Annotated in this window: 20 protein-coding genes and 1 other RNA gene; 19 read left to right on the top strand and 2 right to left on the bottom strand. The window is 34.4% G+C overall.

Annotation, left to right across the window (positions count from 1 at the left end; translation table 11 throughout):
* The first annotated feature begins 14 nt into the window (after positions 1 to 14).
* The 10 genes from rpoD to JOD07_RS04925 all read left to right on the top strand — a co-directional run bounded on the left by rpoD (position 15) and on the right by JOD07_RS04925 (position 7910).
* Positions 15 to 1088 carry an RNA polymerase sigma factor RpoD gene (rpoD, locus tag JOD07_RS04970; protein ID WP_158738911.1) on the top strand — a complete coding sequence of 358 codons (1074 nt, stop codon included), beginning with the start codon at positions 15 to 17 and terminating at the stop codon, positions 1086 to 1088.
* A gap of 64 nt (positions 1089 to 1152) precedes the next feature.
* On the top strand, positions 1153 to 1842 hold the full coding sequence (locus JOD07_RS04965; protein WP_158738912.1) for a tRNA (adenine(22)-N(1))-methyltransferase: 690 nt from the start codon (positions 1153 to 1155) through the stop codon (positions 1840 to 1842).
* Positions 1833 to 2651 carry a Nif3-like dinuclear metal center hexameric protein gene (locus JOD07_RS04960; protein ID WP_158738913.1) on the top strand — a complete coding sequence of 273 codons (819 nt, stop codon included), beginning with the start codon at positions 1833 to 1835 and terminating at the stop codon, positions 2649 to 2651. Before JOD07_RS04965 ends, JOD07_RS04960 begins: the two co-directional genes overlap by 10 nt.
* A 26-nt stretch (positions 2652 to 2677) precedes the next feature.
* Positions 2678 to 4351, top strand: coding sequence for a nucleoside kinase (locus tag JOD07_RS04955; RefSeq protein ID WP_158738914.1), 1674 nt, complete (start codon positions 2678 to 2680; stop codon positions 4349 to 4351).
* A 62-nt stretch (positions 4352 to 4413) separates the two neighbouring features.
* Positions 4414 to 4762: RNase P RNA component class A (gene rnpB, locus JOD07_RS04950), an RNA gene on the top strand.
* A 312-nt stretch (positions 4763 to 5074) separates the two neighbouring features.
* The gene (gene metF, locus JOD07_RS04945) at positions 5075 to 5947 is read left to right on the top strand and encodes a methylenetetrahydrofolate reductase [NAD(P)H] (RefSeq protein WP_158738915.1); all 873 of its coding nucleotides are present in this window, start codon (positions 5075 to 5077) and stop codon (positions 5945 to 5947) included.
* A gap of 63 nt (positions 5948 to 6010) precedes the next feature.
* Entirely contained in the window at positions 6011 to 6181 is a 171-nt protein-coding gene (locus JOD07_RS04940; protein ID WP_180322419.1) for a hypothetical protein, read from the top strand.
* A gap of 102 nt (positions 6182 to 6283) precedes the next feature.
* Positions 6284 to 6595, top strand: a complete 312-nt coding sequence (locus JOD07_RS04935) for a hypothetical protein (RefSeq protein WP_158738916.1) — start codon at positions 6284 to 6286, stop codon at positions 6593 to 6595.
* A gap of 12 nt (positions 6596 to 6607) precedes the next feature.
* Positions 6608 to 7537: a DUF2953 domain-containing protein gene (locus JOD07_RS04930; RefSeq protein WP_158738917.1), complete on the top strand. Its 930-nt coding sequence runs from the start codon at positions 6608 to 6610 to the stop codon at positions 7535 to 7537.
* On the top strand, positions 7515 to 7910 hold the full coding sequence (locus JOD07_RS04925; protein WP_158738918.1) for a GerW family sporulation protein: 396 nt from the start codon (positions 7515 to 7517) through the stop codon (positions 7908 to 7910). The genes JOD07_RS04930 and JOD07_RS04925 overlap by 23 nt, the downstream gene beginning before the upstream one ends.
* A gap of 47 nt (positions 7911 to 7957) precedes the next feature.
* Here JOD07_RS04925 and ychF read toward each other — a convergent pair whose 3' ends face one another.
* Complete coding sequence (ychF, locus tag JOD07_RS04920) at positions 7958 to 9055, bottom strand: redox-regulated ATPase YchF (RefSeq protein WP_204612584.1); 1098 nt, start codon at positions 9053 to 9055, stop codon at positions 7958 to 7960.
* A 132-nt stretch (positions 9056 to 9187) separates the two neighbouring features.
* Positions 9188 to 9370 (bottom strand): hypothetical protein, encoded by a 183-nt coding sequence (locus JOD07_RS04915; RefSeq protein WP_158738920.1) that lies wholly within the window; start codon positions 9368 to 9370, stop codon positions 9188 to 9190.
* A 216-nt stretch (positions 9371 to 9586) separates the two neighbouring features.
* Here JOD07_RS04915 and JOD07_RS04910 point away from each other — a divergent pair, with 216 nt between their 5' ends.
* From JOD07_RS04910 to JOD07_RS04870, 9 genes are all read left to right on the top strand, one after another.
* Positions 9587 to 10147 (top strand): YhcN/YlaJ family sporulation lipoprotein, encoded by a 561-nt coding sequence (locus JOD07_RS04910; RefSeq protein WP_204612582.1) that lies wholly within the window; start codon positions 9587 to 9589, stop codon positions 10145 to 10147.
* A gap of 91 nt (positions 10148 to 10238) precedes the next feature.
* A complete protein-coding gene (lgt, locus tag JOD07_RS04905; RefSeq protein ID WP_158738922.1) occupies positions 10239 to 11102 on the top strand; it encodes a prolipoprotein diacylglyceryl transferase in 864 nt (287 codons plus the stop codon).
* Between the two features lie 127 nt (positions 11103 to 11229).
* Entirely contained in the window at positions 11230 to 11397 is a 168-nt protein-coding gene (locus JOD07_RS15970; protein ID WP_158738923.1) for an aspartyl-phosphate phosphatase Spo0E family protein, read from the top strand.
* Between the two features lie 159 nt (positions 11398 to 11556).
* A complete protein-coding gene (gene mraZ / locus JOD07_RS04895) occupies positions 11557 to 11988 on the top strand; it encodes a division/cell wall cluster transcriptional repressor MraZ (RefSeq protein ID WP_204612574.1) in 432 nt (143 codons plus the stop codon).
* 16 nt (positions 11989 to 12004) lie between these two features.
* Positions 12005 to 12940, top strand: a complete 936-nt coding sequence (gene rsmH / locus JOD07_RS04890) for a 16S rRNA (cytosine(1402)-N(4))-methyltransferase RsmH (RefSeq protein ID WP_204612572.1) — start codon at positions 12005 to 12007, stop codon at positions 12938 to 12940.
* A 16-nt stretch (positions 12941 to 12956) separates the two neighbouring features.
* Entirely contained in the window at positions 12957 to 13508 is a 552-nt protein-coding gene (locus JOD07_RS04885; RefSeq protein WP_158738926.1) for a septum formation initiator family protein, read from the top strand.
* A gap of 4 nt (positions 13509 to 13512) precedes the next feature.
* Positions 13513 to 15543, top strand: coding sequence for a penicillin-binding transpeptidase domain-containing protein (locus JOD07_RS04880; RefSeq protein ID WP_204612570.1), 2031 nt, complete (start codon positions 13513 to 13515; stop codon positions 15541 to 15543).
* A gap of 68 nt (positions 15544 to 15611) precedes the next feature.
* Positions 15612 to 17561: a penicillin-binding transpeptidase domain-containing protein gene (locus tag JOD07_RS04875; protein WP_204612568.1), complete on the top strand. Its 1950-nt coding sequence runs from the start codon at positions 15612 to 15614 to the stop codon at positions 17559 to 17561.
* A 104-nt stretch (positions 17562 to 17665) separates the two neighbouring features.
* Positions 17666 to 19120: a UDP-N-acetylmuramoyl-L-alanyl-D-glutamate--2,6-diaminopimelate ligase gene (locus JOD07_RS04870; protein WP_158738929.1), complete on the top strand. Its 1455-nt coding sequence runs from the start codon at positions 17666 to 17668 to the stop codon at positions 19118 to 19120.
* Positions 19121 to 19122 lie beyond the last annotated feature (2 nt).

Below are 19122 nucleotides of genomic sequence, written 5' to 3'. Positions count from 1 at the left end.
AGGATGGATTCTGCGTGAAAACAAGCGAACAAACCAAATTTTTGACCCGTGTGAAGGAATTGGTCGCATTAGGTAAGCAAAAAAAAGGTGTGCTCGAATATAAAGAAATTATGGATCATTTTTCCGACATGGAATTGGAGCCGGAGCAAATAGAAAAAATTTATGAATATCTTGAGCGACAGAATATTGATGTATTAGGTAATATTGAAGAAGAAGAAGAGCCGCTGGATGATCTGGATTTAAGTCTGCCAGAAGGCATTAATATTGACGACCCGGTGCGAATGTATTTAAAAGAAATCGGAAAAGTACCTCTTCTTACGGCAGAAGAAGAAATAGAATTGGCTCGCAGAATGGAACAAGGGGATCCGGAAGCTAAAAGAAAACTAGCAGAAGCCAATCTTAGACTGGTTGTTAGTATTGCAAAACGCTATGTAGGACGTGGTATGTTATTCTTGGATTTGATTCAGGAAGGAAACTTAGGACTTATTAAAGCAGTAGAAAAGTTTGATTATGGCAAAGGATTTAAGTTTAGTACATATGCAACCTGGTGGATTCGCCAGGCCATTACAAGAGCGATCGCAGATCAGGCAAGAACCATAAGAATTCCTGTTCACATGGTGGAAACAATTAATAAATTGATTCGTGTATCAAGACAACTTCTTCAAGAATTAGGCCGTGAACCTCAGCCTGAAGAAATTGCAAAAGAACTGAATATGCCGGTTTCCAAAGTAAGAGAAATCATTAAGATTGCTCAGGAACCTGTTTCTCTTGAAACGCCCATAGGAGAAGAAGAAGACAGCCATCTGGGTGATTTTATTCCGGATGAGGATGTACCTGTTCCTGCTGAAGCTGCAGCATTTACTCTTCTTAAAGAGCAATTGATTGATGTTCTTGATACGTTAACTGAGCGGGAACAAAAAGTGCTTCGTCTTAGATTCGGACTGGATGATGGAAGAGCAAGGACTCTCGAAGAAGTTGGTAAAGAATTTAATGTAACCAGGGAACGTATCAGGCAGATTGAAGCAAAGGCTTTAAGGAAATTAAGACATCCAAGCAGAAGTAAAAAACTGAAGGATTATTTGGAATAGAAGTTGACTAGCATCAACTTCTTTTTCATATGGTTAAAATGAATTAATTTTAAAGGAGAAATATATGGAGTTATCAAAACGTTTATATACAATTGCGCAGCAAGTTCCTCAAGGTGCCATTGTGGCAGATATAGGAACAGATCATGGATATGTACCGATTTACTTATACCAGAAAAAAATTATAAAGAAAGCTATAGCAACGGATATCAACAGAGGTCCTCTTAAGCGGGCAGAAAAAAATATAAAAGCCCATAATGCAGAGCAAATCATAGCAACCAGATTAGGAAACGGATTAGAACCCATTCAGCCCAATGAAGTGGATACCCTTATATTGGCAGGAATGGGAGGAATGTTAATTATTGATATTTTAAATAATCGTCTTAATCTTGTAAAGGGAGTAAATAGAATTATTTTGCAGCCCCAACTGGACCAAAAAGAAGTAAGACAATATTTGCATAAAATTTATTTCAAAATCATTAATGAAGAAATAGTTTATGAAGACAATAAATATTACTGGATTATTGTTGCAGAACCAGGAGAAGAAGAATATGACGATATAAAATATTATTTATTTGGAAAAAAACTTTTGGAAAGTAAAAGCTCTATATTGATGAGATATATAAAAGAAAAACTTATTCAACTAAGAAACATTTTAGAAAAACTAAATGAGACTTCAACGGACAATACCCTAAAGCGTATAAATGAAATAGAACAAGAGATTAGGCTGCATGAGGAGGCTTTAAAATGTCTTTAACATGTAAAAAAATTATTGAAGAATTAAACAAACTGGCTCCGGAGTATTTAGCTGAAGAATGGGATAATGTAGGTTTAATGATTGGGGATATGGATCAGGAGGTAAAACGAATCCTTATTGCTTTAGATGCCATTCCTGAAGTTGTTAACGAAGCTATTGCAGAAAAAGCAGATTTAGTTATTACCCATCATCCTTTTATTTTTAAACCTTTAAAAAATATCCGAAAGGATCATATTTTAGGGAAATGCATATACGATTTAATTCAAAACAATATTTCAGTTTATTCAGCGCATACCAATCTGGACATTGCCTTTGGAGGAACGAATGATGTACTGGCTCAAATATTGGAATTAGAGAATATATCGATATTATCGGAATTAGAATTTAAAGGACAGGATATTGAAGCAAAATACGGCATGGGCAGAATTGGGACATTAAAAAGAAGCTATACTTTAGATGAATTTGCAAAATTTGTTCAAGATAAATTAAAACTGCCCAATATAAGAATTGTTGGAGCATCCAATCATCTGGTCAATAAAGTTGCATTGACCACGGGAAGTGGCATGTCCTATCTTCAGGATGCTGTTAATAAAAAAGCAGATGTGTTCATAACGGGAGATGTTAAATTTCATGATGCTCAGAGAGCACTTCAGATGGGGATTTCTTTAATTGATGCTGGACATTATGGAACAGAGAATCTCATTGTACCTGTTATTAAAGAACATCTGGAAAAGATGCAGAAACCGGATCATGCTCTGGAAATACTAATTTCTAAAGTAAACGGTGAGCCATTCAGAGTTAATATCTAAACACATGAGGTGGGAGGGGAAATATAATGAATCAAACAAGTGAACTAGTCAACATACAAGTTACTTTTCCTAATGGAGAAATAAAAAAATATATAAAAGGAATTAGACTTCAGGAAATCGCTCAAGATGTGCAGGATCGCTACAAAGGAACTATCGTAGCAGCTAAAGTGGATAATAGAATTAAAGAATTAAACAATCAACTTATGGAGGATTGTGATATTGAATTCATTGATTTAACAAGTGCAGACGGAATGAGAATTTATCAGAGGAGCGTATCTTTTTTACTTGTGTATGCGGTAAAAGAGTTAAAGAAAGACGGGAACGTTATCATACATCACTCCATGGGACCGGGCTTTTATTGTGAATTATCAGGCGACCAAGATTTATCCGAAGAATTTTTAACAGAAATTGAAAAGAAGATGAAAGAAACAGTAAATCAGGATCTTCCCTTTGAAAAAATGTCCATTCCCTTAGAAGAAGCTATGAAGATTTTTGAAGAAAATGGTATGGATGATAAAAGAAATTTATTTAAATACAGAAGATCTTCGATGGTAAATCTGTATCAACTGGGATGGCTTAAAAATTATTTTTACGGCTATATGGTGCCCAGTACGGGATACCTGAAATATTTCAAACTGGTTTATCATCCACCGGGATTTATATTACAGTTTCCTACTGCAAAAGAACCAACTAAAGTACCGGAATTTGCTCCATTAAAAAAGCTTTCTCAAATCTTCTTAGAATATGAAAGATGGGGAAATATTTTAAGAGTAGATACTGTTGGAGCATTGAATGACATCATAGCTGATCATGAAATCGGAGGACTTATCAGAATTTCGGAAGCTCTTCATGAGAAGAAAATTGCTCAGATTGCGGATAAAATTGCAGAGAAAAGGGATACGATAGGCATTGTTTTAATTGCTGGTCCATCTTCGTCAGGAAAAACGACATTTGCTCAAAGACTGGCTATTCAGCTTCGTGTAAATGGTATGCGTCCTCATGCCCTTTCAATAGACGACTACTTTGTAGATCGAGAGCATACCCCCAGAGATGAAAACGGCGAATATGATTTTGAGTCTTTAGAAGCCATTGACATAGAGCAATTCAATCAAGATTTGTCAAGGTTACTAAAAGGAGAGATTGTAGAAATCCCATCTTTTAATTTCAAAAATGGGAAAAGAGAGTACAAGGGCAGAAAAATAAAAATGGACACCAATGATGTCCTTTTGATAGAAGGTATTCATGGTTTAAATGAAAAATTAACAGCAGACATTCCGAAAGAAAATAAATTTAAGATTTATATAAGTGCCTTGACACAGCTTAATCTGGATGACCATAACAGGATACCAACAACAGATGTAAGGCTTTTAAGAAGAATTGTGAGAGATTACCTGTATCGAGGAACCGATGCGGAGAGAACGATTGAATTATGGCCTTCTGTGAGAAGAGGAGAAGAAAGAAATATATTTCCATACCAGGAAGAAGCCGATGTTATGTTTAATTCTGCTTTAATTTATGAATTAGCAGTATTAAAGCAATATGCAGAACCTCTGTTGTTCAAGATAGATCCTAAATCTAAATGCTATTCAGAGGCTAAAAGATTGTTTAAGTTCCTCGATTATTTCTTAGGGGTGAGCAGCGAAGCTGTACCGCAAAATTCGATTATAAGAGAATTTATTGGTGGTAGTTGTTTTCATTAGAAAAAAATTCATTTGACCATATTTGATCCTTGTGATAATATAATTAAGCTAAGTAAATAAAGTGAGTAAATCAGACGGTCGCGAGTACAGTACCGAAAGGTCGTACTTGAGGAAAGTCCGAGCTCCATAGGGCAGGGTGCTGGGTAATACCCAGTGGAGGCGACTCTAAGGAAAGTGCAACAGAAATAAACCGCCAGTTTTACTGGTAAGGATGGAAAGGTGAGGTAAGAGCTCACCGCTCCTTAGGTGACTAAGGAGGCTCTGTAAACCCCACCCGGAGCAAAACCGTATAGGGGAACATATGCGGTGGCCCGCCGTGTTCCCGGGTAGGTTGCTTGAGCGTATAGGCAACTATACGTCGAGATAGATGACCGTTTAATACAGAACTCGGCTTATAGATTTGCTCACTTACATAAAGCCCTGAATATCAGGGCTTTTATTATAGAAAAAATAGTATGTATTGTGTAATTACATAATATAGTTAATTGATGGGAAAAAAGAAAGGATCTTAATCAACAAATGCAAATGTTAAGCTTTAAGCAAATTATGTAGATGTATAATTATTTAATTAATTATAAGCCTATTCTATTAGTAGAATAGGCTTTTTTCAAGGATATAAAAGCTTTAAAGGTTGATTTAGTCGCAAAAAAATAATATTATTCTTGTATAATTTTAAATTTATGATATAATGGTAAAAATTTAAGAAGAATGAGGAGGAAAAAAATGAAGCTATCGCAAATATATTCATCTGACACCAGAAGATTGTCATTTGAAATTTTTCCGCCTAAGACAGATATTCCAATAGATACAGTATTTGATACTATTTCAAAACTGAAGCAATTGAATCCTTCTTTTATTAGTGTTACATATGGAGCAGGAGGCTCAAATAAAGGGCGTACAGTTGAAATTGCATCAAAAATAAAAAATGAACATGGATTGGAAGCTATGGCCCATCTGACCTGTGCAGGGCATACTAAAGAAGATATCGATTACATTTTAGAGGAGTTAAAGCAAAAAGGAATTGAAAATATACTGGCCTTGCGGGGAGATCCGCCAACCAACCAACCGAATTTTGATTATCATAAAAATGATTTTCCCTATGCGGTGAAATTAATCGAATACATAAAAAGCAAAGGGGATTTTTCCATAGCAGCGGCAGCATATCCTGAAGGACATAAAGACAGCAAAAGTATTACTAAAGATTGGTATTATTTAAAGGAGAAAGTTGATGCAGGGGTGGATGTATTAATCACTCAATTATTTTTTGATAATCGAATTTTCTATCACTTTATGGAGGATATTGAAAGAATAGGAATACGCTGTCCGGTTATTCCAGGTATTATGCCTATTTTTAACAGTAAACAGATTAAGCGCATTATATCCCTGTGTGGATCTTCTATGCCGGGAGAGTTGTTAACTATGATGGATCAATATGGAGATTCTCAAGATGATTTAAGAAAAGCAGGAATAGAATACGCAATTCGTCAGATTCAGGATCTTTTGGACAATGGCGTTTTGGGCATTCATTTGGAACCTATGAATCGTCCTGCATTGGCAGAAGAAATCATTAAAGGATTGAGTTATAAATTTAATTAAAGCGAATAGATTATTGTCTATAGTATATACTAAGTGTGAAATAGTTTTAAAGGAGTGTATACTATGGACTTACAACAATTTGAGCAATTAAAAAAACGCTTCCAAAATGGAAATGTAGATGAAAAAATAGATATTTACGTTACCACTGAAGGGTTAACTCAAGAGCAGTATAAACAGCTCTTAAGATTATTTCCTTTAGAACATCTCTCTAAACTGGAAAGTGCTCTGCAATAAAGTCACGGTATCTCGTGACTTTGTTTTTTATCTTTGTTATAATATATTATGAATTAGTTAAAAATTGATCATAGAGGATGTATTTGTGAAAGAGGAGTACTTATGATTTTCTCGAAAAACTACTATGTTGGGAAGAATGTACGAAATGAAAGTCGAGTTATAAAAAGACTTCGCCGAAAACGCCCTTATAAAAATATTTATTGCATTTGTCTTGGAAATTCCTCGAAGCATTTAATGTACATTATAGAAAGCAAAGAAATGTTTAAACCTATTTATTTTAATCAGGAATATAAAGTAATAGGTATTGCGAACGGTAAACGAGAAGCCTTTGAATTAACTCGCGTGATCATTGAATCGGTTTATAAAGAATACGGAGACCCCATTAAAGTAAAAGAATTTTTTGCATTGGAGTAGGAGCATTTCATGATGTCTATACTTTCGGTTTTGGTGTCAATTTTAAAATACGCTGGATTGATTTTGGAAATTATGCTGTTGATCTTGCTAATTTTATTGGTTATTATTTTATTTGTACCTTTTCAATATTCTTTTTGCTTTTCAGGTAATAAAAATATAGATGCAGATGTTAAAGTAATATGGTTAAAAAAGATTCTTTATTATCACTATGTGATTAAAAATTCTAAGAAAACAACTAAGGGCCTTTATTTCTTTGGCAGAAGTTTATTAAAAGAAGAAAAAGTAGAAGAGGAAGAACCACCAGTTCATACAACTCAAGATAAAATTTCAGACATAGATATAAAGGAAAAAAGTAAAAAAGATGTTTCACCTCATCATGAGAATGAAAGTACATATATCAAACATACAAGTAATGATGTCTCCCGTAATAAAGAGAAGAAATCCAAAAATACTATAGAGCATCATAAAGAAGAAGCTGAGCTAATTAAAAGTATAAAAAGAGAAGTTGAGGATTTGGGCGATGAGATGGAGGAGCAAGTAGAAGAGAAAGACAGTTTTGGAATAAAAGATCTGCTTCATTATCCGAATAAGTGGGCGGTTTTATCCTGTACATATGAATTTTTAAAAAAACTGTTTCTTCATATTAAGCCCAGAAAGCTTTATTGTGAGATAGAATTTGGTTTGGAAGACCCTTCCCATACTGGCTATGTTTTAGCCGGAATAGGAATAATGTCCCCCTATTTCGGAAATAGTGTAAATATCAAAGCGAATTTTGAAAAAAAGATTTTTCAGGGAGAAATCAGTGGACGAGGGAGATTCTCAATAGGCATAATTCTTAAATATATTATTGAATTCCTGTTAAAACCACCTGTAAAGCAAATCGTAAGGCTTTATTTTAACAAACGAAAGGAAGATAAAAATGGAATCGAATTTGAAGAATAATTTTGAAGCTTTATTTGGACAATTGGAGAATTTTATATCTACCAAAACAGTCGTAGGAGAACCTATGCATATTGAAGATGCAATTCTTCTTCCATTGGTTGATGTAACTTTTGGAGTTGGAGCAGGAGCTTCTGGGGGGAAAAATGAAAAAGGCGAAGATAAAGACTCAGGAGTAGGGGGATTAGGAGCAAGAATTACTCCCAGCGCTATGCTGCTGATTAAAGACGGTACAGCTCAGCTTATTAGTGTTAAGAATCAGGATAGTATTAATAAGCTGATAGATATGATCCCAGGATTTTTATCAAAATTTAACTTTGGCAGCAAAAAAGAAAAAGAGCACACTGAAAAAAGCGAATCAGAATACGAAATATAAAAATCGGACTGCAGTAGGGCAGTCCGATTTTTATATCAATTATACATTTATACATTAAAACGGAATAAAATGATGTCACCATCTTGCACCACATATTCTTTACCTTCCAGTCTTACCAATCCTTTTTCTTTGGCAGACAGGTAAGAGCCGCATTCCATCAAATCATCGTAAGAGACAACTTCAGCACGAATAAATCCTCTTTCGAAATCACTGTGAATTTTTCCCGCTGCCTGAGGAGCTTTTGTACCTTTAACAATTGTCCAGGCACGTACTTCTTTAGGACCTGCGGTTAAGAAACTAATAAGACCAAGCAATTTATAGCTTGCAGCAATAAGTTTCTCCAGGCCTGTATCATGAATGCCCAGGTCTTCCAGGAACATTTTCTTTTCATCTTCATCCAGCTCTGCAATCTCCTCTTCGATTTTTGCACAGATTACAAAGACTTCAGAGCCTTCTTTTTTTGCGTAATCTGTTACTGCTTTTACATAATCATTATTTTCGCCATTGTTAATCAAATCATCTTCAGTAACATTTGCTGCATATAGAACAGGTTTGTAGGTTAAAAGATTTAAAGAAGCTACAAATTCTTTTTCTTCATCAGATGTGAATTCAATACTTCTTGCACATTTTCCGTCTTCCAGTTCTTTTTTTAACTTTTCCAATATCTGCAATTCATTTTGGAGAGCTTTATCAGCTTTAGCTGCTTTTTGAGTTTTTTGTATGCGTCTATCTAAGATTTCAAGATCTGAAAAAATAAGCTCAAGATTAATCGTTTCAATATCACGGATAGGGTCTACAGATCCTTCTACATGAACAATATTTGTATCCTCAAAACATCTCACAACATGAACGATTGCATCTACTTCACGGATATGGGACAAGAACTTATTGCCAAGACCTTCTCCCTGGCTTGCTCCTTTAACAAGACCTGCAATATCCACGAACTCAATAACAGCAGGAGTGACTTTTTCTGCATGATACATTTCATCCAAACGGGTTAACCTTTCATCGGGAACAGGTACAATACCTACATTAGGATCAATTGTGCAGAAAGGATAGTTGGCTGATTCTGCTCCTCCCTTTGTAAGAGAATTAAATAGTGTGCTCTTTCCTACATTAGGAAGGCCAACGATACCAAGTTTCATAAACTATTTCTTCCTTTCGTTTTCTATTCGATAGATCATTCATCTTAACTACAAGTCAATATTATAGCGAATCCTCTTTATTTAATCAATCCCGCCTATAAAGAAAATGCACAATGAAAGCATTGTGCATCTTTAGTCTCTTGATACGAAATATCCTAAAATAAAACCTTGAACAAAAGTAAAAAGGAATATACCTATTGCAAATAAAATATAAGTTTGCTTTTTCTCGTTTGCAATGAAAACTCCTTTATTTGGAGATTGCTCAATTTCTCTTTGCGCAACACGATAATGACGCTTTTTAGCTTCTGAACGCATGGTGATTCCTCCTATCGATATAAAAAATATTTAGATACTTATGATTATTTTACCATAGCTTTTCAGCTAAAAAAAGCAATTAATCTTATTATCTTATTTAAAAAGGTTTTTATTCGCTTTATTCATGAGGATATCAAGAAATCAGTGGAGAAATGAACATACTTTTCTACATTAAAAATTTTTGTTTTTTCAAACACTAATATTGGAGGTGGACATATGCCGAAAAGCAAATACTTAATTGGTTTGATTTATGTCTTTATTATAACTGCATGCAGTGCAAATAATACAATAAATTCGAAATCAATACAGAACAGAATTGAAAATTCAGAAGATCAATATAATACGAGTAAAATAGAAGCAAAAGGCTCAATGGAGGAATTTAAAAGAACGAATCCCTATAATGTCCCGGAACAAGTTGAAAAAAATAATATCTGGGATATTCAATATAGCAGTGAAAGAGCTAAACATATTGCAAGAATAATAACAACACTTCCAAAGGTAGAGAAGGCTACTGTTATTGTCATGGGGAATATTGCTTTAGTAGGCGTCGAATTGGATCATGGCATAAATGAAGAAGAAGTTGAAGAAGCAAAAAAATTAATTGAGGAAAAAACTTTTTTGGCGGATGCTTCATTAAAAAATGTTGCGGTAACTGCATCCCCTGAGTTGGTTAAGAGAATTACATCTATTGCCCAGGATTTAAATAATGGTAAACCAATAGATGGACTTGCTGAAGAACTGGGTTCGATTATAAGAAGAATTACTCCTATCGTTTAAAAATATAGTATGATTTTATTTTACATTTTTAATAAAAATAATTATAATTAATAATCATCATTTAATATACTAAAGAAAAAGGGGAATTATGATGGATAGAATGCCTGAAGTGTGGTTTCCACATTTAAATATTAAAATTTACGAATTAGATCCTGTTGCATTTAAACTTTTTGGTTTTCCTGTTTACTGGTATGGAGTTATTATAGGTTCGGCAGTGATCCTGGGACTTCTTCTGGCGCAGAGAGAAGCAAAAAGGACGAATCAAAATCCAGAAAATTATATAGATTTTTTATTATATGCTTTAATTGCAGCGCTTATTGGCGCAAGAACCTATTATGTTATTTTTTCATGGGAAAGCTATAAGGATAATCTTTTGAAAATCTTTGCCTTTAGAGAAGGCGGATTAGCTATATATGGAGGCGTTTTGGCAGCTATTGGAGTAGCTTGGGTTTTTACAAAGAAAAGAAAATTATCTTTTTGGCTGCTGGCAGATACTGCTGCTCCCAGCTTAGTACTAGGTCAATCCATTGGCAGATGGGGGAATTTTTTTAACCAGGAGGCATTTGGCAGATATACTGATTCGATTTTTGCAATGCGCTTAATGAAAAATAATGTGGGGCAGCATCTAACAGAAGATATTTTAAACAACATAATTACTTATAATGGGATCCAGTATGTACAGGTACATCCCACATTTTTATATGAATCATTCTGGAATTTTGGCCTTTTCCTTTTCCTTCTGTGGTACAGAAGGAGAAAAAAATTTACAGGGGAAATCTTTTTAATGTATTTGGCCGGTTATGGCTGTGGAAGGGTATGGATAGAAGGATTAAGGACAGATCAGCTTACTATTGGAAATACAGGAATAGCTGTTTCTCAGTTATTATCCGGAGTATTAATTGTTAGTTCTATTATATTTGTGATGCATAAAAGAAAAAATGCAAAAGAAATATAAAAATGGGAAAAATGTGTAAAAATATGTTGATTTATCATTTAAAACGTATTATAATAATTATACAAATAGAGAGATAGATAAAGAGATTATGATTTAACTATGGGGATTTTTTAAATGAGGTGAAAAAATGAATAATATTTATGGGGAGATCGATGTTCTACGAGAAAAGTTAAACCAATTGATCGTAGAAGAAGAAGATTTTCAAGAAATTTACAAACTTAGCACTGAGTTGGACAGGTTGATTTTACTCTATTATAATTATGATCTTTGTAACTCACAGTGTATAGATTCATAATTTAATAAGAATTTACTATCTTGAGATAGGTAATAACGCCTATCTCTTTTTATTTTCTTGAAAATACTTGAAAAAAAGAAGTTAACATATTACAATACAAGGTAGAAAGTGGTTGTAAGTGGAGGAAAGTGGTGCGTAAGTGTTTAAGGTGGGATACACATGTTTATGGGGGAATATCAACATACAATTGATACTAAAGGACGGTTGATTGTTCCGGCTAAATTCAGAGAAGAGTTGGGAGATGTGTTTGTTATAACAAAAGGATTAGATAACTGCCTTTTTGTGTATCCTTATACTGAATGGAAGATTTTTGAAGAAAAGTTAAAAACTCTTCCGCTTACAAGTGGAAATGCAAGAAAATTTGTTAGATTTTTCTTCGCAGGTGCTGTGGAGTGTTCCGTGGACAAGCAGGGAAGGATCCTTATTCCTAATAACTTGAGGGTTTATAGTGGATTGGAAAAGGATGTCATATTGATAGGGGTTTCAAATCGAGTAGAAATATGGAGTAAAGAGAATTGGGAAGCATATAATAATGATGAGGATTTTGATGCGAGTGTTTTAGCAGAAAATATGCAAGATTTGGGAATATAAGCAATGAGGTGAAAAGATGAATTTCCATCATGTATCAGTTCTTCTTAATGAATGTATCGATGGATTAGAGATTCTGCCTGATGGTATTTATGTCGACGGAACAATGGGCGGTGGAGGCCATTCAGAAGCTATTTGCAGTAAATTAAGCAGAAAAGGATTATTAATTGGGATAGATCAGGATCTAAATGCGATCAGAGCTTCTGAAAAGAGATTAAAAGTGAAATATCCTAATATCATAATGGTTAATGATAATTTTTCACATATTAGAAAGATATTGGGGGATTTAAATATTCCTTCTATTAATGGAATGCTTTTGGATTTAGGAGTTTCTTCTCATCAATTGGACGAGCCCGATAGAGGTTTTTCATATATGCATAATGCAGAATTAGACATGAGGATGAATCAGAATGCATCGTTTACGGCAAAAGAAGTAGTAAATGAGTATAGTGAAAATGAATTAGAAAAAATTATTAAAAATTATGGAGAAGAGAGATGGGCGAAAAGAATTGCACATTTTATTGTGGAAGAGAGAAAAAAGACACCCATTTCAACCACATTTCAATTGGTAGATATTATTAAGAAAGCCATACCAGCAGGAGCCAGAAAAGATGGTCCTCATCCTGCCAAGAGAACATTTCAGGCTATTCGAATCGAAGTAAATGGGGAACTGGAAATATTAAGAAATACCATACTGGATATTGTGGATTTGCTTGATCATAAAGGAAGGCTCTGTATCATTACATTCCATTCTTTAGAAGACAGAATAGTAAAACAGACTTTTAAAGAATTAGAAAATCCATGTACCTGTCCACCTGAGTTTCCAGTCTGTGTATGCGGGAAAAAGAGACAAGTGAAAATAATTACTAAAAAACCTGTTTTGCCAACAAAGGAAGAACTAGAAGCCAATCCAAGGGCAAGAAGTGCTAAGCTTAGAATTTTGGAGAAATTATGATTTTGGGGGAGTTAAAATGGGAAGGAAGTATGTTGCGCATAAGAAATTGAAAAAGAATGACTTTTATAATGAACAGATTTTTGTACCCGGAGCAACTGCGCCTAAACTTAGTACTGAATTTCATGAGATTTTGGTAGAAGACGCGTTAAAGCATCCTTTGCAAAAGCAAAAGGCAGAGAAATCTAATGAAGTTGTATTTTACAAATTAAAACTGGTTGGAAATGTTGTTTTAATTTTTATTGGCTGTTTATTTCTTATGGGACAATATGCTTCAATTACATTTAATCAAAAGCAAATTAAAAATATGAAATCTCAGTTGAAGGAACTACAAAACATGAATACATCTCTGAAATCAGAAATCGCAGAAAGCATTGATCTTACAGTCATTAAGAAAAAAGCTACAGAAAAACTGGGAATGGTAGAGCCAGCACCACATCAGATTGTTTATATTGATATACCTAAAGTGAGTTATACAGCATATTATCAACCTAATAATGAACAAGAACAAACTGCTGAGGAAGATGTTGTAGCTGCCAGCTTCTTTGATTTTTTTAATTGGAAAGAGTGAAATAATGAATGAATTAATCGTTCAACAGGTTAAAAGAAGATATTTTTTAATGCTACTCTTTTTCTTATTTTCAATTCTTTTTTTGATGTATAGAATTGGCTATATAAAATATGTGGACGGAGCAGAATATGAAGAGAAAGCAGTACTTCAGCGTTTGAATAATGAGCAGATCATTTATCCCAACAGAGGGAGTATAGTAGATAGAAATTATCATGATTTAGCTTTAAGTACAATTGTATATAATGTTATATTAGATCCTGATGTTTTACTTAAACAGGTTTCAGAAAATGAAAAAAATAGAACAGTGCAAACTTTGGGCAAGTTTTTATCTGTTTCAGAAAAAGATTTGAACGATATCATTTCACAAAATCCCCATTCCAGATATGAAGTAATAAAGAAACATATTAAAGCGGATATGGCACAAAAAATTAAAAACGAAGGATTAAAAGGCGTATGGCTGGAAGAAGATTCGATTAGAAGTTATCTAAAAGATGAATTTGCAGCACATATCCTTGGGTTTGTAAACAAAGACAAAAAAGCTCAATATGGGATAGAACAGCAGTATAATGAATGGCTTACAGGAGTTCCAGGGCGTGTATTTCCAATGTTAAAAGAGGGTAAATATATTATGGAAGAAAATATTCCTGCCAAGCCCGGAAATACAATTGTATTGACGATAGATGAGACTATTCAGCATTTTGCGGAAATTGCACTACAGAATGCTGTCAATGAACATCATCCCCAAAATGCTTCGATCATTGCTATGGATCCCAATACAGGGGAAATTTTGGCGATGGCTGCATATCCAACGTTTAATCCTAATAATTACAATGATTTAAGTGAGTATATTGACAAGAACATATGGAACAGTTTATCAAAGGAGGAAAAAGTAGAACAACTTAATGCTGTATGGAAGAATTATAATGTCAGTAATACATATGAACCTGGTTCAACTTTCAAGCCTCTTTTAGTGGCAGCGGCTCTGGAGGAAAACATTATTTCTTTGGATGATCACTTCTACTGTGGGGGCTATAAAAATGTTTATGGCCAGGTGATTAAATGTTGGAAAACCAGTGGGCACGGTGACCAGACCATCGAAGAAGCTTTGGCGAATTCATGTAATGTTGCCATGATGGATATTGTAGAAAAGATGGGGTCAGAGATTTTTTATCGTTATCAAAAGGTGTTTGGTTTTGGAGAAATAACAGGAATAGATCTTCCGGGGGAAGCAGAGGGAATTCTTCACAGGTTAGAAAATTTAAATCCGGTGGAATTGGCCACCAGTTCTTTTGGACAATCCTTTAATGTTACGCCGTTGCAGATTTTAAATGGATTTGCTTCAGTGATCAATGGTGGAAACTTGATGAAACCTTATATCGTAAAGCAGATTGCTTCTGAAAATGGAAATGTTGTTAAAGAATTTACTCCCATCGTGCGAAGAAAAGTGATTTCAAAAGAGACTTCCCAGTTGGTAAGAAATCAGCTGGAATCTGTTGTAAAATCAGGCACAGGAAAAAAAGCAAAAGTGGAAGGTTATAGAATTGGTGGAAAAACAGGAACAGCAGAGAAGTTACCCAGAGGTGAGGGGAAATATGCCCTTTCATTTATTGGATTCGCTCCAGTGGAAAATCCTAAAATCATTGTACTTGTATTGCTAGATGAAACGGAGTATTATTCAGAAGGTAGTGGTGCTGCGGCCCCTGTGGCTAAAGAATTATTTGAAAATATTCTTCCATATATAGGCGTAGAGCCTTCTGATAAAGAAGTTGAATATGAGAGAACGGATATTGAATTGCCTGATTATAAAGGGTTACAGCTCATGGAAGCAGATATGGATCTTACGATTAAAGGACTGAATTATGAGGTGATCGGTACAGGAAGTCTCATTATCGATCAATTTCCTAAGGCAGAGACAAAAGTACCTCAGGGTATGAAAATTAAATTATATGTCTCTGAAGGACAAAACGAAGAGTCAGATCAAACAGAAATGAATGAACAACTAGATCAAACTGAACAGATTGAACAGAATGAATAGAATGAATATTACCCCCATTATTGCAATAGAATGATACTAAGCAGTGTGTGCAATGATGGGGGAATCATATGGATAAACCTACTGTAAAGATAAAAAGAAAATTATTGTTTTTTTTATTTGTTTTTACATTGGGTATTGTGGGCCTAATGTTTAGAATTGCATATTTGCAAATTGTACAGGGGGATTTTTTGCAAGAATTGGCTTATGAACAGCATACCAGAGATCGTTTGATTTCCCCTCAAAGAGGTACGATTTATGACAGAAACGGAGTAGCATTGGCAAAAAGTGCAACAGTAGCAACTATTGGGGTTATTCATGCACAAATTGAGAATGCAGAACAAGTCGCACGAGTTCTTTCAGAAAAGCTGAATTTAGACTATGAAACAGTGAAAAAGAAAGTAGATAAGGTTGTTGCCCTTGAAAGAATTCAATCAAAAGTAGATAAGGAAGTCGCTGATGAAATACGCAAAATGAATCTTCCAGGAGTAAAAATTGATGAAGATTCAAAAAGGTATTATCCTTACAGCAACTTAGCCAGCCATGTCATAGGATTTGTAGGGAAAGACAATCAGGGCATTATTGGTTTGGAAGTAAAATACGATGAATATTTGAAAGGCACACCTGGCAAAATCTTAACGGAGACAGATGGTAAAGGCAGAAAATTAAAGAATACTCCAGAAAGAAGAATTGAACCCATTCCAGGGGATCATTTAGTAACAACCATTGATTTAACTATTCAACAATATGTAGAACAAGCTTTGGATAAGGCCGTAAAAGCAAAAGATGCAAAACGTGGCAGTGTGATTGTCATGAATCCTCAGAATGGTGAAATCTACGCCATGGCCAATAAGCCTGATTACGATTTAAATCAACCTTTTAAAATTAATAATTCTGAGTTAGATCAAATATGGGATACGCTCAGCACAGAAGAGCAATACAAAGAACTCAATAAAATGTGGAGAAATTTTGCCATTAACGATACATATGAGCCAGGTTCCACATTTAAAATAATCACTTCAGCAATGGGATTAGAAGAAAAAGTTGTTGATGTAAACTCTCATTTTAACTGCAATGGTTATCATACTGTTGCAGGGAGAATGATCAAATGCTGGAGATATCCCAGAGCTCATGGCGCTGAAACTTTTGCTCAAGGAGTCCAAAACTCCTGTAACCCTGTATTTATGCAGATAGCTGAACGATTAGGAGCGAAGAAGTTTTATCAATACATGAAGTTATTTGGTTTTAGCGAAAAAACAGGGATCGATGTCCCTGGGGAAGCGGTAGGAATTATGCATAATCTAAAGGATATTGGGCCTGTAGAATTGGCGACGATGTCATTTGGCCAGTCTTTTCAAATTACACCGTTGCAACTCCTTAGAGCAGCTGCTGCAGTTGTTAATGGAGGAACTTTAGTAACTCCTCATTTTGGAGCTAAAATTATTAATGATCAGGGCGAAGTAATAAAGGAATTTGAATATAAAAATGATAAGCAAATCATATCTAAAGAAACTTCTGATACCATGAAAAAAATACTTGAAGGCGTAGTTGCACAAGGGACTGGAAATAAAGCATATATTCCCGGATATAGAATTGGTGGAAAAACGGCTACGTCAGAAAAACTTCCCAGAAGCGCGAAAAAATATATTGCGTCTTTTTTAGCGTTTGCTCCTTCAGAAAACCCGCAAGTTATGGCTTTAGTTATTATAGATGAGCCACAAGGTATTTATTACGGGGGAACTGTAGCTGGTCCGGTCATGAAGGAAATCATGGAAAATATTCTGCCTTATTTAAACATTGAGCCCAAATATACAGAAGCAGAACTAAAAATGGATGAAGTTGAAAAAGTGCTTGTGCCAGATTTGATTAATAAAGCTACGGATGATGCTATAAAAGAGTTAAAGAAGCTCAATTTGGGTGTTGAGATGATTGGGAATGGTAAAACGGTAACCGATCAGTTTCCGGTATCAGGAGAAGAAGTAAATCCTAAAACAAAAGTTATACTTTATACAAATCCATGATAAAGTCATTGTTATATTTTAATTTTTAAAGTGATTAGAGTGAATTCAATGTTTTAATATGATATAATAAACTGATGAAATTGTAACCAGTCAGGAGGAAAAATATGAAATTATGTGATTTGCTAAAATCTGTTGATTATACAGTAATACAAGGCAGTGAGGATATTGAGATTGATCACATTGCTTATGATTCGCGACAAGTAACCAGCAACACATTATTTATTTGTATTGAAGGATTTAAAGTTGATGGACATCAGTTTGCCTTGGATGCTGTTAAAAAGGGAGCAACAGCTCTTCTTGTTCAAAAAGATATAGATATAGAGGATATCCCAAATTATATTGCTATTATTCGCGTAGACAATACAAGAGAAAAAATGCCTTATATATCTGCTAATTTTTATAATAATCCTGTAAAGCAAATGAAATTAATTGGTGTAACAGGAACTAATGGAAAAACTACAACAACTTTTTTAATTGCTAAAATTCTGGAGCAATATAATAAGAAAGTAGGTTTAATAGGGACAATTGAAAACCGTATCGGAAACAAAAAAGCAGAAGCAAGTAGAACAACTCCTGAATCTTTAGATTTACAATCCTTATTTGCGCAAATGGCAAATGAAGATGTTAGTCATGTTGTTATGGAGGTTTCATCCCATGCTTTAGAGTTAAATCGTGTGGATGCATGTGATTTTGAAATCGGAGTATTTACAAATCTCACTTTAGATCATTTAGATTTCCATAAAACTATGGAAAACTATAGAAATGCTAAAGCAAAACTATTTAAGAAATGTAATTATGGAATCATTAATATTGATGACCCCCATGGAAAAGAAATTATAAAACAGGCTGAATGTAAAGTAATCACCTTTGGAATTGAAAACGATGCAGATTTTAAAGCTCATAATATCGTGATGAATTCTAAAGGAATAGAGTTTACTGTAACTTTTGAGGGTCAAGAAACTCGTTTTCATCTTAATACCATTGGCAGATTTAATATATATAACGCTTTAGGTGCCATTGCAGCAGGATATTATCTTAATGTACCTCTTGAGGTGATTAAGAGTGCCCTTGAAGAAATGGAAGGTGTTCCAGGTCGTGTGCAAAGAGTTGAGAGTAGCAAAGGATTTAGCGTTATTGTAGATTATGCCCATGCACCGGATGGATTAGAGAATGTATTAAAAACCATTAAAGAATTTGCAGAAGGCAGAATCATCACTGTCTTTGGATGCGGCGGTGACCGGGATCGCAGCAAGCGACCGATTATGGGAGAAATTGCAGGAAAGTATTCGAATTACTGCATTATTACTTCTGATAATCCGAGGTCAGAAGAACCAGAAAGTATTATCGATGAAATTGAGGTAGGAATGAAGAAAACTAATTGTCCTTATGAAAAAGTAGTAGACAGAAAAGAAGGTATAAAAAAGGCTATTGAAGCTGCAAATGCAAAAGATATCGTCTTAATTGCAGGTAAAGGCCATGAAACATATCAAATCATAAAAGATCAAGTCATTCACTTCGATGATGTTGAAGTGGTTAAGTCCATTCTTCAGGGGGCATAATT

This window comes from Defluviitalea raffinosedens, from assembly GCF_016908775.1.
Classification (GTDB): Bacteria; Bacillota; Clostridia; order Lachnospirales; family Defluviitaleaceae; genus Defluviitalea; species Defluviitalea raffinosedens.
The sequence above is the reverse complement of the archived record's forward strand: the minus strand, read 5'-3'. Positions and strand labels throughout refer to the sequence as shown.

Bases quoted from the DNA above. Each gene is read 5' to 3' on its own strand.
- JOD07_RS04965 (WP_158738912.1), top strand. From the start codon at position 1,153: ATGGAGTTATCAAAACGTTTATATACAATTGCGCAGCAAGTTCCTCAA.
- JOD07_RS04960 (WP_158738913.1), top strand. From the start codon at position 1,833: ATGTCTTTAACATGTAAAAAAATTATTGAAGAATTAAACAAACTGGCT.
- JOD07_RS04955 (WP_158738914.1), top strand. From the start codon at position 2,678: ATGAATCAAACAAGTGAACTAGTCAACATACAAGTTACTTTTCCTAAT.
- metF (WP_158738915.1), top strand. From the start codon at position 5,075: ATGAAGCTATCGCAAATATATTCATCTGACACCAGAAGATTGTCATTT.
- JOD07_RS04940 (WP_180322419.1), top strand. From the start codon at position 6,011: ATGGACTTACAACAATTTGAGCAATTAAAAAAACGCTTCCAAAATGGA.
- JOD07_RS04935 (WP_158738916.1), top strand. From the start codon at position 6,284: ATGATTTTCTCGAAAAACTACTATGTTGGGAAGAATGTACGAAATGAA.
- JOD07_RS04930 (WP_158738917.1), top strand. From the start codon at position 6,608: ATGTCTATACTTTCGGTTTTGGTGTCAATTTTAAAATACGCTGGATTG.
- JOD07_RS04925 (WP_158738918.1), top strand. From the start codon at position 7,515: ATGGAATCGAATTTGAAGAATAATTTTGAAGCTTTATTTGGACAATTG.
- ychF (WP_204612584.1), bottom strand. From the start codon at position 9,055: ATGAAACTTGGTATCGTTGGCCTTCCTAATGTAGGAAAGAGCACACTA.
- JOD07_RS04915 (WP_158738920.1), bottom strand. From the start codon at position 9,370: ATGCGTTCAGAAGCTAAAAAGCGTCATTATCGTGTTGCGCAAAGAGAA.
- JOD07_RS04910 (WP_204612582.1), top strand. From the start codon at position 9,587: ATGCCGAAAAGCAAATACTTAATTGGTTTGATTTATGTCTTTATTATA.
- lgt (WP_158738922.1), top strand. From the start codon at position 10,239: ATGGATAGAATGCCTGAAGTGTGGTTTCCACATTTAAATATTAAAATT.
- JOD07_RS15970 (WP_158738923.1), top strand. From the start codon at position 11,230: ATGAATAATATTTATGGGGAGATCGATGTTCTACGAGAAAAGTTAAAC.
- mraZ (WP_204612574.1), top strand. From the start codon at position 11,557: ATGTTTATGGGGGAATATCAACATACAATTGATACTAAAGGACGGTTG.
- rsmH (WP_204612572.1), top strand. From the start codon at position 12,005: ATGAATTTCCATCATGTATCAGTTCTTCTTAATGAATGTATCGATGGA.
- JOD07_RS04885 (WP_158738926.1), top strand. From the start codon at position 12,957: ATGGGAAGGAAGTATGTTGCGCATAAGAAATTGAAAAAGAATGACTTT.
- JOD07_RS04880 (WP_204612570.1), top strand. From the start codon at position 13,513: ATGAATGAATTAATCGTTCAACAGGTTAAAAGAAGATATTTTTTAATG.
- JOD07_RS04875 (WP_204612568.1), top strand. From the start codon at position 15,612: ATGGATAAACCTACTGTAAAGATAAAAAGAAAATTATTGTTTTTTTTA.
- JOD07_RS04870 (WP_158738929.1), top strand. From the start codon at position 17,666: ATGAAATTATGTGATTTGCTAAAATCTGTTGATTATACAGTAATACAA.